This is a genomic window from Pseudomonas sp. GW458-11-26-14-LB4 (genome assembly GCF_059423925.1).
The window spans coordinates 74988-89622 of sequence record NZ_JBWKYU010000024.1 but is presented as its reverse complement, the minus strand read 5'-3'; the positions used below and the strand labels follow the sequence as shown (position 1 = coordinate 89622).

14 protein-coding genes are annotated in these 14635 nt (G+C 59.4%); 4 read left to right on the top strand and 10 right to left on the bottom strand.

From position 1 onward, the window contains the following. Window positions 1-12: 12 nt before the first annotated feature. From AC07XZ_RS25570 to AC07XZ_RS25540, 7 genes are read right to left on the bottom strand one after another with little or no spacing between them, the layout of a single operon-like run. Window positions 13-1056: an acyltransferase family protein gene (locus tag AC07XZ_RS25570; protein WP_102688116.1), complete on the bottom strand. Its 1044-nt coding sequence runs from the start codon at window positions 1054-1056 to the stop codon at window positions 13-15. 12 nt (window positions 1057-1068) lie between these two features. Beyond that, complete coding sequence (locus AC07XZ_RS25565) at window positions 1069-2172, bottom strand: hypothetical protein (protein WP_011335164.1); 1104 nt, start codon at window positions 2170-2172, stop codon at window positions 1069-1071. Next, window positions 2163-3395, bottom strand: coding sequence for an MATE family efflux transporter (locus tag AC07XZ_RS25560; RefSeq protein WP_085608227.1), 1233 nt, complete (start codon window positions 3393-3395; stop codon window positions 2163-2165). The genes AC07XZ_RS25565 and AC07XZ_RS25560 overlap by 10 nt, the downstream gene beginning before the upstream one ends. Next, entirely contained in the window at window positions 3392-4504 is a 1113-nt protein-coding gene (locus AC07XZ_RS25555; protein WP_007951622.1) for a polysaccharide pyruvyl transferase family protein, read from the bottom strand. Before AC07XZ_RS25555 ends, AC07XZ_RS25560 begins: the two co-directional genes overlap by 4 nt. 14 nt (window positions 4505-4518) lie before the next feature. Then, window positions 4519-5595, bottom strand: coding sequence for a glycosyltransferase (locus tag AC07XZ_RS25550; protein WP_102688115.1), 1077 nt, complete (start codon window positions 5593-5595; stop codon window positions 4519-4521). Window positions 5596-5636: 41 nt separating this feature from the next. After that, the gene (locus tag AC07XZ_RS25545; RefSeq protein WP_102688114.1) at window positions 5637-7859 is read right to left on the bottom strand and encodes a polysaccharide biosynthesis tyrosine autokinase; all 2223 of its coding nucleotides are present in this window, start codon (window positions 7857-7859) and stop codon (window positions 5637-5639) included. 38 nt (window positions 7860-7897) lie between these two features. Further along, the gene (locus AC07XZ_RS25540; RefSeq protein ID WP_102688113.1) at window positions 7898-8338 is read right to left on the bottom strand and encodes a low molecular weight protein-tyrosine-phosphatase; all 441 of its coding nucleotides are present in this window, start codon (window positions 8336-8338) and stop codon (window positions 7898-7900) included. A 290-nt stretch (window positions 8339-8628) separates the two neighbouring features. On the opposite strand from AC07XZ_RS25540, the gene AC07XZ_RS25535 reads away from it, so the two are divergent. Next, the gene (locus AC07XZ_RS25535; RefSeq protein ID WP_085748354.1) at window positions 8629-9573 is read left to right on the top strand and encodes a glycosyl hydrolase family 5; all 945 of its coding nucleotides are present in this window, start codon (window positions 8629-8631) and stop codon (window positions 9571-9573) included. A 188-nt stretch (window positions 9574-9761) separates the two neighbouring features. Next, complete coding sequence (gene tal, locus AC07XZ_RS25530; RefSeq protein ID WP_102688112.1) at window positions 9762-10688, top strand: transaldolase; 927 nt, start codon at window positions 9762-9764, stop codon at window positions 10686-10688. 73 nt (window positions 10689-10761) lie between these two features. Here tal and rssC read toward each other — a convergent pair whose 3' ends face one another. From rssC to AC07XZ_RS25515, 3 genes are all read right to left on the bottom strand, one after another. Further along, complete coding sequence (gene rssC, locus AC07XZ_RS25525; protein ID WP_003226553.1) at window positions 10762-11244, bottom strand: anti-sigma factor antagonist RssC; 483 nt, start codon at window positions 11242-11244, stop codon at window positions 10762-10764. Continuing rightward, a complete protein-coding gene (rssB, locus tag AC07XZ_RS25520; RefSeq protein WP_041475374.1) occupies window positions 11244-12425 on the bottom strand; it encodes a two-component system response regulator RssB in 1182 nt (393 codons plus the stop codon). Before rssB ends, rssC begins: the two co-directional genes overlap by 1 nt. A 322-nt stretch (window positions 12426-12747) precedes the next feature. Continuing rightward, window positions 12748-13437, bottom strand: a complete 690-nt coding sequence (locus AC07XZ_RS25515; protein WP_011335174.1) for an MlaA family lipoprotein — start codon at window positions 13435-13437, stop codon at window positions 12748-12750. A 187-nt stretch (window positions 13438-13624) separates the two neighbouring features. Here AC07XZ_RS25515 and pcrP point away from each other — a divergent pair, with 187 nt between their 5' ends. Both pcrP and AC07XZ_RS25505 read left to right on the top strand, forming a co-directional pair. After that, window positions 13625-14245 (top strand): HAD superfamily inactivated hydrolase PcrP, encoded by a 621-nt coding sequence (pcrP, locus tag AC07XZ_RS25510; protein ID WP_102688111.1) that lies wholly within the window; start codon window positions 13625-13627, stop codon window positions 14243-14245. A gap of 108 nt (window positions 14246-14353) precedes the next feature. After that, window positions 14354-14617, top strand: coding sequence for a DUF4404 family protein (locus AC07XZ_RS25505; RefSeq protein ID WP_039772780.1), 264 nt, complete (start codon window positions 14354-14356; stop codon window positions 14615-14617). Window positions 14618-14635: the final 18 nt, after the last annotated feature.

Genomic DNA, 14635 nt, shown 5'->3' with positions numbered 1-14635 from the left:
GGATCGCTTCCTTCATCGGGTCTGCGCCACCGGAGCGATGGTTGCCGCCGGTTTCTTTTTCGTCGCCGCACGTTCGCCGAGAAACAGCACGGAAGTGAAGTTGAACCGACTGAAAATCATCGACAACACCACAGGCCCGAGCAAACCAAATGTCAAACCGCAGAACACCAGCACGCTTTCGTCTTTCACACCCAGGCGGCCGAGGATCGAACGCGACGTAGCGGCGAACAATACGTGAAACAGGAAAATCGCGTAGGAGTAACCGCCAAGCCAGGTCAGCGCCTTCGAGCGCATGTCACTCGACAGCAATGCGATGCACGACACGCAGCCCACCGCCAGGCCAATCAGGCTGCGGCGGTCGACGATCAGCTCGCGGTCCACCGACGCCACGTACAGCAACGTCAGCGAGATCAGCACAAACACCAGCGGGCCGATCACCTTGAACGTCTGCTTCAGCTCGCTGACTTTCTCCTGACCGATCATGCCAGCCACGAAGAACGGCAGCAGATAAATCGCCCCGTTGATACCGAATGCGTCCAGCGGAAACGGCGGCAACAGGAACACCGCCGCCGCGAACGCGAACAACAGATACAGGCGCGTCGGTGTACGCAGCAGCCCGCGCCATTCCAGCAGGCCGACGAATATGAAAATGATGAACACCGCCTGCAGGAACCAGAAGTGGTTGATCGGCACATAGAACGACAACAGCGCATCCATCACGCTGACGTCCTTGTTCACGCCCGGCCCCACCGCCTGCAATACTGAGAACGGCACCCCCACGCAAAACAGCGGCACGATCAGCCGCCGCACCTTGCCGCTGAAGAACGCGGAAAAGTCATTGCCGCGAATCTTGTAGAGGGAATAGATGTAGCCGGAGATGAAGGTGAACAGCGGCATGCGCACGTACACCATCGAATCGGCGATCACCCGGAACGGCGAGCCGATGTCGATTTTCAAACCGCCGCCCAACGGCCCGATCACGTGATAAAGCACCAGCAACAGGCACGCCAGGCCACGCAGGGTTTCGATCTCCAGGGACTTTTTCTTGCTCGACATAAAGCACCCGCCTCAATTCAGAATTCTTGATTCAACCTTCACCGGTTTGTTCGCCCGCAGCATCAAGCCCAGGCCCACGAACAGCACCGGCACCACCATCGAAAAGTGCCGGGCGAACGAACCGAAGTCCGGTTCGAACAAGCCTTGAACCAGCAGGAATGCCAGCGGAATCGCGATCAGTTCCTTGGGTTTGGTCTGGATCGGCGCGCCCTTGTAATCGGTCGAGGTGATGACTTTGAACAGCAGCAGCGCGGTCATGATCATCAACGCCACGAAGATCACCTGGCCCGGCCCGGACAGCAGGATCAGCTCTACGGGGAACGACAAGCGGAAGAAAATGATCATCGAGTCCAGGGCCTGCGAGACGAAGTCGCTGCCGCTGAGCCACGACACGATCAGCGATTTGGACCCCTCCTCGCCCGCCGTGCGCAGTTCGTTGTTGCTGGCACGAATCGACGACACCGGAAAGCCCAGCGCCAGTTGGATCGCCATCGCAACCGCCAGGTAGAACAGGAACAGCATCAGGAAGAAGGTGGTGCGCGAGACGTACTTTTTCATCACGCAGACGCCGACCCAGGACAGCGAAAACAGAATCCAGTAGGGCCGGATCAGCACGCCGTAGATCACCGCCGAGAGGAAAAATCCGCCGCGATATTTGCGTGTCAGCGAGCTGAACAGAATGCTCAACACCGCCACCGACACGATGATTTCCTTGGTCAGGTTTTCCAGGAAAAACGAACGCACGATGCCCCACAGGCACAGGGTTCCGAAGATGGTCAGCGGCATGCGCCGGAACACCACCACGGGAATCGCCGTGAGGAAAAAGTTGCAGAACATCCCGTAGGCCCAGGCGTTGGTCAGGTTGATCCCGGTGGGCCGCAGCAGGAACGCCGAACACTCGTAGGACGAGCGATCCGGCGAGAACGGGTTCCAGAAATTACAGTTGTCGGCCCGGGCATAGGACGACCACAGGGTCATCGCATCCGGGCCCGGATCGCGCGGCACCAGTAGCGGCATGGCCACGGACAGAAACAGCCCGGTGAACAGGATCAGGAACGACAGCGACGAATCGAGACGGCGACCACGAAACTCGATGCACGGCAGTTTCAGGCCCATGACACGACAGCCTTTTTCGCCCGCGTGGCACGGGTCAGCAGCGCAATCACGCCGAGCTGCACGATGATCGCAAACACGTTGCCCCAGGCCGCGCCGTAGATCGAATAATGCTTGATCAGCAGGTAACTGACCGGCACTGAAACCAACAGACAAATAGCCGCGCTGGCGAGGGATACCCGACTGTTTTTCGAAGCGATCAACCCGCCCCAGACGATGTCGCCAATGGCACGCAGGGCGAAGGAGAAAATCAGCACGCCGAGGATGCCGTTGTCCGGACGCGGAACACTGGTGGCGACGTAATCGAGCACCACGTTGAAAAACAGATAAATGCCCACCGCGACCGCCGCCGACACCACCAGCGAACGCGCGACCCATTTGTTCACGAACAACTGCCGGACCGTGAACGGTTGCTGATCGGCCTGATAACGCTTGGCGAGCAGCGGAATGCCGACCACCGCCACCACCGCGTAAGACAACGCCTGCAAGGTGTTGGCCGCCGACCACGCATACACGTATTTACCGAGGCTGGCGTAGGGCTCAAGATCGATGATCAGAAAGCGCTCGGCGTACTGACTTAGCGCGATCAGGCCCGTGCCGAGGTAAAACGGCAGCCCGGCTTTCCACACTGCGGCGGTGGCTAGCGTCCCCTCTTCCCGCCCGCGATGAACGTTCACCACGATCAGGTAACCGGCGACGATCACCAACACGTTGGCGATGACCCACAGCCACAACACGCTGGCGATTGCCGACACCCAGCCGAGCGCCATTCCGCCCACCGCCAGCAACGCCCAAAGTCCGGTCTTGATGAAAAACAGCAGCGCACCCGCCGTGGCTTTCTGTGCGGAAAACACGAACGAGTTGATCTCGAACGACAGGTGTTCGGTGAGCAGCACCAGCGTCACGCAAGCGATCAGCGCGGTGGTTGCCTCCACCGACTGGAACAGTGAATAAATCACCACCGTCAGCACCGACAACGCCAGGCCCACGGCCAGGTACAGCAGCAGCACCTTGTCCACGACCCGTCGCGAACTGCCGCCCACGCTGATCAGCCGATTGATTTCGGAACTGAAACCGACGCTGTAGAACTTCGACGCGATCAACGACGCCGCGACCACCACGCCGTAAAAACCCAGCGCCTCGTAACCGAGGTAATGGGTAATGGCGAGCACCAGCAAGAACTTCGCGCCCAGTGCCCCGCCCCGCAGCAACAGCCGGAATATCATCGAATGACGCCCTTGATGATGTCGTCCATGGCCACGGTTTTCGCCTCGATCTCACGGCAGGTGTCGGTCAGGCGTTTGCCGAAATTCGACAGCGCGTCAGGCGCGTAAACCGTGTCGATGATGGTGTCGACATTGATGTCGCCGCCGTTGATGACCCAGTCTTCGACGCCCATGTCCTGATAGGCGCCGAAGCCTTTGCGCTCGTAGCTGATGTGGTACGCCGGCACACCCGAGAGCAGCGATTCGATCGCGCCGTGCAGGCGCACGGAAATCACCAGGTCCGGTTGGTATTTGGCCAGCGTTGCTTTCAGCGGCAGCAAGTCTTCGGTGATGCCCAGTTCGCGATAGAACGCGCCGTCATCGTTACCGCGCACGGCGCTCTGTACGGCGCAGACCACTTTGCTTTTGTTCTTCAAGCGCTGCAGCAGCACTTTCAGGTTGGCCACGTAAGCAAGTTTCTTTTCCTTGCTCCACGCCGGTGGTTTGCGCAGCACCACGCACACCGTGGCCGGCGTCGAGGCGCAGCGGGTGAACTTGGGTTGCTGAAGGATCTTGCCGGCCAGCGCCTGCACCGCGAGGTCCGGTGCGCGGTAGACATTCTCGCAAGCATCGAACAGCGCCGAGGAACGGTTATCGCGCACGAACACCGCGTCGGCGCTGGCGTAGTGGCCGACGATCTTGTCGCTGTCGCCGTGGAACGGCCCGATGCTTTGCGGCAGATACACCGACGGCACTTTGCTGAGGATCGCGGTTTCCAGCTGCTTGGCGTGGCCGAGTTTCAGCTTGATGTGCTCGAAGGCACTTTTCGAACGCATGTAGCCGCCGCCGACGCCGACGATCAGATCGGTTTTCTTCAACAGATCCGCCAGCCCCGCGTAGGACTGGTTGAGGAACACCGCTTCTTTGACTCGGCCCAGGCCCTTGGCCGCCATCACCGGCGCGTCGAAGCGCGGGTGCGGCAGGTACTTGAAAGAGTCCGGATCGGAAGCCACGACACTGATCGCGGTGTCTTCGCCAAAGTTGCGCTGCACCAGCGCAATGGCCAGATCGACCAGCAGACCATCGCCGGAATTGGAGGCACTGTAGCCATGCAAAATCGTTACGTTCATGAGCGGAGTTCTACTTAATAAGAGGGAGCGGAATACACGTCGTAGGTTTGGCGGATCATCAACGCGGCGCTGAAACGCTCACGGACGATGCGCCGACCTTCGATGCCGAGGGCCGACAACGCAGGCTTCTGGATTTTCTTCAGGCGATCGGCCAGCGCCTGGTGATCACCGGCGGGGAACACGTAACCGGACACACCATGGGTGACCAGTTCGGGCAACGACGTGCAGTCGCTGGCAATCACCGGCAGGCCCAGCGCCATGCCTTCCAGCGGCACCATGGCAAAGCCTTCCCAGCGGCTCGGCACGATCAGCGCATCGGCTTTCTGATACAGCGCGTGCACTTCGGTTGGCGTCACCCAGGGCAGGTATTCCACCCCGTCCAGCGGCGGACATTCGACGACGTCCTCGTTCACCGCACTGCCCACCACCGTCAGTTTCAGGTCGCTGCGTTTTGCTTCGCTGTAGGCCTTGAGCAATACGTCGAAGCCTTTCTGGTAGTCGAGGCGACCGACGAACAGCAGATGAATCGGTGCCGGATCGTTGGCCTTGCGTTCTTCATGCTTGTGATCGATGCCGTTGTAGATCAGCGTCATGCGCTTGCGCTCGATGCCAAACTTTGCGGCCTTGTCCAGTTCGAACTGGCTGACGCAAATGATCTTGTCCGTGACCTTCTGCAGCACCCGCTCGATCCACGCATAGACTTTCTGCTTGATCGGCGAGCTTTCCATCAGGAACGAAAACGCATGGGGGCAGTAGACGATTTTCGGCTTGCGCCACGGCCGCAGGAGCACGCACACGCAACGGCCGATCACCCCGGAAAAGGTGCTGTGCAGATGCACCACATCGGGTTTTTCCTTGAGCAGGACCCGCGCCAGTTGCCAGGCAAAACGCAGCAGCGACGGCACATTCCGCCCGCTTCGGGCGAAGGTGCGGATCTGCTGTGCATCGATGCCGTGCAGTTCTTTCTTCTGGTCGAGCGGGACCAGATACACCAGCTCATAGCGCCCGTCTTCCGGAGCCGCCGAAATCGTGCGGATGACCGTCGCCACCCCACCTTTGATCGTTTCCGCCACGTGCAGTATTTTTTTCACAACCCACCCACTTTCATGCCTGTAAGGACCGTCGCTGAATTTCAGGACTGGTCGGACGCGTATTCGTAGTTGTAATAGCTGCCGTTGCCGTAATAGCTGGCCGCACGCTTCTCGACGCCGTTGAACACCGCGCCCTTCAACTCGATACCGTTCTGGGCGAAACGACGGATCGTCATTTCGATTTCCTTGGCCGGGTTCACCCCGAACCGCGCGACGATCAGGCTGATGCCGGCTTCGCGACCGACAATCGCCGCATCGGTCACGGCCAGCAGCGGTGGAGTGTCGATGATCACCACGTCATAGCGCTCGCTGAGTTGCGCCAGCAGTTCGCGGAAATTGGCGTGCATCAACAGTTCGGAAGGGTTGGGCGGAACCTGGCCACGGCTGATGAAGTGCAGGTTGTCGACCTCGACCTTGTTGATCGCCTGATCGAGGGTGCAGCGCTTGACCAGCAGATCCGACAAGCCGTTGGTGATCGGCGTGTTCAGCGTCTTGTGCAGATGCCCCTTGCGCATGTCGGCGTCGATCAGCACCACGCGCTGCCCGCTCTGGGCCATGACCGCCGCGAGGTTGGAAGAGACGAAGGTCTTGCCGACCTGCGGGCTCGGGCCGGAAATCATGATGCGGTTGTTGGTCGAATCCAGCGCCGCGAAGTGCAGGCAGGTGCGCAGGCTGCGGATCGATTCGATGGACAGGTCCGTCGGGTTGCGCAGGGCCAGCAGATACGCCGGCGTGTCCGCCGCGACTTTGGCCCGGACTTTTTTGCTGTCCTCTTCCTGTTGCAGAGCGCTGTAGGGAATCGACGCGTAGACCGGCAAGCCGAGCTGCTCGATGCCTTCCGGCCCTTCCAGGCCCTTGCTCAGGGATTTACGCAACAGCACCAGCGCCACGCCGACGAAGGCGCCGAGGAAGGTGGCGATCAACACGATCAGGGCTTTTTTCGGTTTGACCGGGCTGGTCAGGTCGACATCCGCCGTATCCACCAGACGCACGTTACCCACAGCACCGGCGCGAACGATGTCCAGCTCTTGGGATTTGTTCAGCAACTGGGTGTAGATCTGCGAGGCGACTTCGACATCGCGGGTCAGATTGAGCAGTTCCTGCTGCGTGGCTGGCAGGTCCTGAACCTTGCCTTCCAGCGAGCGCTGTTGCTGGGTCAATTCGCCAATCTGGGTCATCAGCGCGCGGTAGGCCGGGTGCTGTTTGGTGAACTTGCGATCCATCTCCGCCTGTTGCAGTTTCAGCTCGGAAATCCGTGTTTCGAGCGCCACGGACTGGCCGAGCACCGATTGGGTTTCCATGGAGATGTTCACGGTCTTGCCGTGGGTCTGGTAGGCGTTGAGCGCATCGCTGGCCTTGGCCAGATCACGCTTGACCTGCGGCAACTGGCTTTGCAGGAAGGCCAGGCTTTGCGCCGCTTCGGCGGAGGTGCGGCGCACGTTCTGATCGACGTACAGCGCGGCGATCTTGTTGAGGATCTTCACCGCTTCGGCGGCGTCGCTGCTGGCCAGGGCCAGGCGGATGATGCCCGACTCCTTGCCTTGCTCGGAGATGTCCAGCGCGTCCTGATAACCCTGGATGGTCACGATGCGCGGGTAGCGCACCACTTCGAAACGTGTCCCGGGGTTGGCCAACAGTTGCGCGACCTGCCCTTCTACGCCGTCCTGGGCGAAGGCTTCGCCCGCCACGCCTTCTACCAACAGGTTGTCGTTGTCGTCCAACAGCTGAAAGCGATGTTGTTCGCCGGCAATCAGGGTGAGTTTCTTGCCCAGCAGTTCCTTGGGCAGATTGAGCTTCGCAAACTCCAGACGCTCACCGCCCCAGGCGTAGCTGCTCAGGCCGAAACGCGGCGGCGCGACGCTGAGTTCGGTCTCACCGCGATAGCGCCGGGAGAGAAAGCCGCCGATCAGTGGAAAGGTGTTGGGGGTGACGTCGATATCCAGGCGCAGATCGTCGACCGTCTTGCCGATCACTGCGCGGGATTTGATGATGCCGATTTCGGTCACCGACGGCGATTGCCCGCCGAGCATGCTGTTGAGGTCGGAAAAACCGAGCATGTCGTTCTTTTTCGGTTCGACCTGCACCAGCGCGTTGGCCAGATACACCGGCGTGGCCAAAATCGCATAGGCCACACCGGTCATCATGAACGCGCCGGTGAACGCACCGATCAACCACTTCTGATCGATCAGGCTGCCGAAGATGCCGAGAAGATCAATACTGTCTTGATCATTTTCACGGGTGCCGATTACTGACGGTAACTGCATAAGTCTTTCTTACCATTCACTGAACTGAAGAATATTCATCAACGCGCCAGGCGTTGCGCCCATGAGATAACAGCATCTTCAATCAATGCATGGGCATGAATAAAAGCGGCTTGCCCCTGACGATACGGGTCCTGTATTTCTCGTTCGCTCTGCCACTTGCCCAGCAGAAACACTTTGCCCCTGGCGTGAGAGGCAATCTTCAGTACTTGATTAACATGTTGTTTTTCCATGACCAGAATCAGGTCTGATTCATTGACGATGTCCGCTGTCAGTTGCCGCGCCGTGAACCCTTCGGCACTGTGTCCGCGGTCTTCCAGCACCTGGCGCGCGGTCGACTCCATGCCTTCGCCGACCCGTGCAGACAGGCCTGCGGAGGTCACGCTGATCGCCGAGGGTGTCAGTGCATTGCGCAACAGAAGTTCCGCTGTCGGACTTCGGCAGATATTGCCTACGCAAACGACAAGAATCTTTTTGAACAAGGTTTACTTTCCCGTGTAATGTCAATCGGCCAACATGCCTTGCACATTCGAATGAACCCGCAAGACCTTCCTTCACTCGGAAATAGATTCACCCTTAATACCGATGCATTAAGTACCACGGCCTCTAAAAGTCCCCCAACCAGAATTACCGGACTAAAAATAACTGTGATTTTCGGGCGAAAGTTTTCCGACAAAAAATAACATTCGTGCACTTAGCCTCTTTATTGCCCTCGAAACCTGTGTAACGAGATAACCCTTCGCTAGATGTCATTCTCATCAGGAGAGCCGACATGAAATCAGCACATCTCAAACATCTTGGTGCCGCCGCCCTGTTGATGCTCAGTGCTACCGCGCAGGTTCACGCCAGCACGTTGTTCCCGTCACTGCCCGCCAGAACCATCGGCGTTCAGGTCAAGATCCAGAACTTCACCCCGGCCGACGCCGAGCAGATCAAGGCGGCCGGATTCAGTTTCGTGCGCTTCGGCGTGTGGAGCGACAGCCTCGGCGCCAAGGCCTATCAGAAACAGATCAGCGATGCGTTCGCGGCGGCGCGAGCCGCCGGATTACCAGTCTTGATGACTGTGCGCGCCACCAAGCCGTTGACCGGCGACCTGACAACCGCCGGTGAAGCGTTCGCCAACGCGGTGAGCGGGCTTGAGCAAGCATGGAGCACACAACTGGTGGGGATCGAAATCTGGAACGAGCCGGATCTCGACACCTACTGGCCCACCGGAGACTTCAAAAACACCTTCGTGCCGTTCATGACGGCCATGTGCAAGACGCTGCAGGGCAAACCGCAATCGACGCCTCTGGTAGGCTTCGGTTTTGCCCGCCCGCCGACGGCCGGTTCCGCCTCGACCGTGGCACTCAACAGCATTCTCGGCACCTATCCTGAGTGCCTGGACGCCATTTCCTACCACCCCTACGGCATGACCGCGACACAGATCAGTAACGCGCAGAACTTCATTCAGCAAAACTTCCGTCTGCCGGGCGTCATCAGTGAATGGGGCATCTCGGCGCTCGCTTCAAACGGTGGGCCGGAAGGGCAAGCCAGTAAAATCTCCGCGTTCATCGCCGATGTTAAAAAACTCAACATTCCGCTGACGTCGATTTATGAATGGAAGAACAGCGAGTCGGGGAGCAACGACCGGGAGAAGAATTTCGGCCTGCTGACCTCCGATGGCCAGCCGAAACCGGCACAGGCGGCGGTCTCGACGCATTTGAACGCCGATTAAGCCGTACAGCGGGTCGGTTGCTTTGAACCTGTGGTTCTTTTTGGCATCGTATTGATCGATAACGCGCCCCGCCTTTCAAACAGCCGTTTTCAGGTTGTTGCCACCGGGGCGCTCGATACGCCGACATGCCCTTGAGTGGCTGTCGGCGCTCGGGTAATGTCACCAGACCCATAGGACAGAGCACGCTCATGACTTCCAAGCTGGAACAACTCAAACAGTTCACCACCGTCGTGGCCGACACCGGCGACTTCGAAGCGATTGCCCGGGTCAAACCGGTCGACGCCACCACCAACCCTTCCCTGCTGCTCAAGGCAGCCGCGATTCCGGCCTACGCCGAACTGCTGAACGCCAGCGTGCGCGACTGCAAGGGCGATGTCGGCCTGGCCAGCGACCGTTTCGGCGTCGCAGTCGGTCAGGAAATCCTCAAGGTCATTCCGGGCCGCATTTCCACCGAAGTGGATGCGCGCCTGTCGTTCGACAAGGACGCGATGCTCAAGCGTGCCCATCGCCTGATCGAACTGTACGACAAGGCCGGCGTCGGCCGTGACCGCGTGCTGATCAAGATCGCCTCGACCTGGGAAGGCATCCGTGCCGCCGAAGTCCTGGAGAAGGAAGGCATCCAGACCAACCTGACCCTGCTGTTCTCCTTCGCTCAGGCCGCTGCCTGCGCCGATGCCGGCGTGTTCCTGATCTCGCCGTTCGTGGGCCGCATCTACGACTGGTACAAGAAGGCCAACGGCAACGACTACACCGGTGCCGACGATCCGGGCGTGCAGTCCGTGACGCGCATCTACAATTACTACAAGGCCAATGACTACAAGACCGTGGTCATGGGCGCGAGCTTCCGCAACCTCAATCAGATCGAGCAACTGGCCGGCTGCGACCGTCTGACCATCAGCCCGGACCTGATCGACAAGCTGGCAGCCGACACCGGTAAGCTGGAACGCAAACTCGCTCCGGGCCATGCCGGCGAAGCGCGCCTGAGCCTCAACGAATCGCAATTCCGCTGGTTGTCCAACGAAGACGCGATGGCCACCGAGAAACTGGCCGAAGGCATCCGTCAGTTTGCCCGTGACCAGGAAAAACTCGAGGCGCTGCTGCAAGCCAAGCTGTAATCGGCCGAGCGCAAATGCAAAAAGGGCGAACCCTCACAGGTTCGCCCTTTTTTGTGCCTCGCGTTCTGGCTGATCAGTGCCGTTCGAGGGCATTCACCAGGTCATGGAAGGCTTCGCGGTTGGAGTCGTTCAGGCCCATGAGGATCTTGTGCGCTTCGAGCACCTTGATCCGCACCACCTCTTCCGACTGATCCTGATCCGGCAGGTCATCGAGGCATTCCGGGCACGGCACGGGATGGTTGACGATATTGAACACCTGCTCGAAACCCATCGACTGCAACAGACGGGTAATGTCCTCGTGGGTGGTGACCACGGTCGGCAGCAGGCCGACCTTCTGCCGCGACAGGATCGACAGCTTGGCCAACAGGCCCAAGGTGGTGCTGTCGATGCTGCGGGTTTCGGTCAAATCGATCACGATCGCGTTGAAATTCAGCGCGGTGAAGATTTTTTCAATAGTCGCATCCAACGCCGAACACAGGGTCAGGCGAACTTCACCGACGAACTTCAGGACGAAGGTGCCGTCCTGCTCGGCGAACTGGATTCTACCGGTACTCATCAAAGATTCCTGCTCAACACCAACAGGGCGATATCATCCGGCATCTCCCCTAGCGTGGCCAATCCAAAAACCTGCCGCAGACCATCCAGGCTGCCGCCCGCCGACTTTACCTTTTGCGGTAAAGCGGCTTCTTTCTCTTTGAGTGTGGGCTCTGGCAAAAGATCCAGAATGCCATCAGACATCAGCGTCAGGCTGAACGTCGGTGGCAGTTCGAGCACGTGGTCTTCGTAGGTGGCTTCATTGAAAAGCCCCACGGGCAGACCGCGCCCCTCGAGGTAGCGAACACTGTCAGGCGTGTACAACACAGGCAACGGCAGATGGCCGCCGATGCTATAGGTCAACAAACCGGTCTCCTCGTCGATGACTCCACCGACCATTGTGACGTGTTTACCCAGCTTACAACTGATCAGCCCCCGGTTGATATGACCGAGGACTTCCGAAGGCTTGAATTCCGGCAGCGTGCCGTTGCGCTTGGATTCGAACAGCAGGCGCGTAGTCATGAACTTCAGCAGCACGGTGACGAACGCCGAAGAGGCGCCATGACCCGATACATCCGCCAGATAGAACGCTACCCGGCGCTCGTCGACCCGGAAGTAGTCGACAAAATCACCCGACAGGTACAGCGACGGGATGATCTGGTGCGCAAACCTGAATTCGTCGATGGCCCATGGACTTTCCGGCAGCATGTTCATCTGCACCTGGCGACCGGCGTTCTGGTCTTCCTGGAGCAGGTTCAGGCTGGCTTCGAGTTCGCGGTTGGCCTTTTCCAGTTTCTCGCGGTAGCGCTGGTTTTCCAGCAGCAGACGCGCACGATCCAGGGCCCGGCGCACGGAGTGCTCGAGCACGGCCAGATCTTCGAGAGGCTTGATCAGGTAGTCCGCCGCGCCTAGGCGCAGGGCCTCGACCGCGTCGTTCATCACGCCGGCGCCCGAGACAACGATCACCGGAGTCTGCGGTGACCGCTCAGTGACCTGACGGATGAGTTCGAGACCGCCCATCTGCGGCATGCGCAGATCGCAGATGACCAAGTCGGGCGTGTCTTGCTCGAATACCTGAAGACCCTGCTGGCCGTTACTGGCCTGCAAGACGCTGAAACCACTGTCTTCCAAATAGGCCGCGAGGCTCGCGCGCACTACTTCGTCATCATCGATTATCAGCAGCGTGGCACTGGTTTTTGGCATGTGGGCAAACGGCGCCAGAATTAGGTTGGCGTAGCAGGCGGGGCAACGGCCCGGCGCAGACTACTGGATTCGCTTTCTAGCCTCTCTGCTGCACCGCTTCGGAGCGTTTGCCCCGCACACGGTTGCACCAGAGGTGCCCTTCTAAGGCGCAGACGGTACTCCCATCCTTCGAGCGTTTCAAGCATGCGCCGATGGTCGCTTGGAGACTTTGTTTGTCAAATCACTCGCAGTTATAAGAACGGCTTCAACCGTAACCCAATCATTGGACGCGCCCACAAAAAAGGCGACCTCGCGGTCGCCCTTTTGTACTGATCAATCGAGATCAGAAATCGTCTTCGACCTGCCCGTCCTTGACCTTGAACTCGCGGTTCTGCAGGTAGGCGTTGCGGATGAAGGTGTACTTGTCGCCGCTGATCAGCTTCTCGCTCGACAGCAGGCTGGCGCGGGTGTCGACGATGTTCAGGCCGAAAATCGAGTTACGCACCGGCACATCGTTGATGTAGCGGTACGGGCCGGTGAAGCTGTCGACGTACTTGGACGGCGCGTCGCGCAGGGTGCTCGGGCCCATCAGCGGCAGCATCACGTAAGGGCCGCTGCCGACGCCCCAATAGCCGAGGGTCTGGCCGAAGTCTTCGTCGCTGCGGTTCAGGCCCATTTTGGTGCCGACATCGAAGAAACCGAGCAGGCCGAAAGTGGTGTTGAAGATCAGGCGAGCGGTGTCGACGCCAGCGGCGGCCGGTTTGGCCTGAAGAATGTTGTTCGCCAGGTTGGTGACATCACCGACGTTGCGGAACATGTTGTGGATGCCGTCTTCCAGGAATTGCGGAGTAACAAATTCGTACCCCTGCGCCAGAGGCTTCAGCGCATAGGTGTCGACGAAATCGTTGAACTGGAAGATCGGACGGTTGACGCTTTCCCAAGGGTCTTCTTCCGTTGCGGCCTGCGCGGCGAACGGCACCAGCATCACGCTGGCACATACACAAAGCTGAGCAAGAGGATGGCTCCAGCGCATAGAAAACTCCTTGGATAGTACGGACGCAGCACCTGGGCCGCGGCGATTAGTGCGTCAGTATAAGACGGAAACGGCGCTTTAGGCAGTTCCCCCCGGTGAAACCCACTGTAGGACGCTTCGTCATTGGCCTGTCATGCAACTGTCACCGACATTGCCTAGCCTGATCGCTATTTCAGGGACGTTTTCCATGCCTCAAGCCGAAGCCTTGCCCCTCGCGGCACCGACGCTGACCGCCGTGCTGTTCGGACTCAGCGGCTGTCTGGTGGACTTCGGCGCCCGCGCCCGTCATCACGCCAGCGTCGGCCCGGAACACGCCGACATCACACCCGGCGCCCTCGACAGCCTGAGCAGCCTGCAACGCCAGCAAATCCCCTGTGCCTGGCTCGATGAACTGTCGACGGCCTGCACTCAAGTCCTGTCATCGGCGCTGCCTGACTGGATCAAACCGTCGCAACATTCGGCAACAATCAATCCGTGGCCGGCGCCCAATGCCTGCTGGCAAGCGTTGATGGGCTTGAATGTCGATCGCCTCGACGGTTGCGTGCTGGTCAGCGGCGAACCGCGCCTGCTGCAATCGGGTCTGAACGCGGGGCTTTGGACCATTGGCCTGGCGTCGTGCGGCTCGCTGTGCGGCCTGGCGCCGGGCGAATGGCAAGCCCTGAGCCAGAAGGAGCGCGAACAGCTGCGCGGCAAGGCGACGGTGCAGCTGTTCGGCCTCGGCGTGCACTCGGTGATCGATCATCTGGGCGAACTCGACACTTGTCTGGCGGACATCAGCCTGCGCCGTCTCAAAGGCGAAAAGCCCTGACCGGGATCATGCAGGTTGGCCAAGAGTGGATTAGTCTTAAGGAGAGACATAGACCTTTGGCGCACGGCTGCGGTCTATGCCAGTGCCTCTCGATAAAAGGAAACAACCATGCCCGCTCAAGAACTGCAGAAACAGCTCAATGCCCTGCGCGAGCAACTGGATCAAAATCCTCCGCTGACCGAAGCCGAGCGCGCTGATCTACATGCCCTGATGGAACAGATCGAACTGGAACTTGAACTGGAAACCAAAACCAAGGACTCCAACATTGCCGATGGCGTAAACCTGGCCGTTGAGCGCTTTGAAGTTGATCACCCCACCATCGCCGGCACACTGCGCAACATCATGAATTCCCTGGTCAGCATGGGCATCTGAAACCCGCGAATGCAAAAA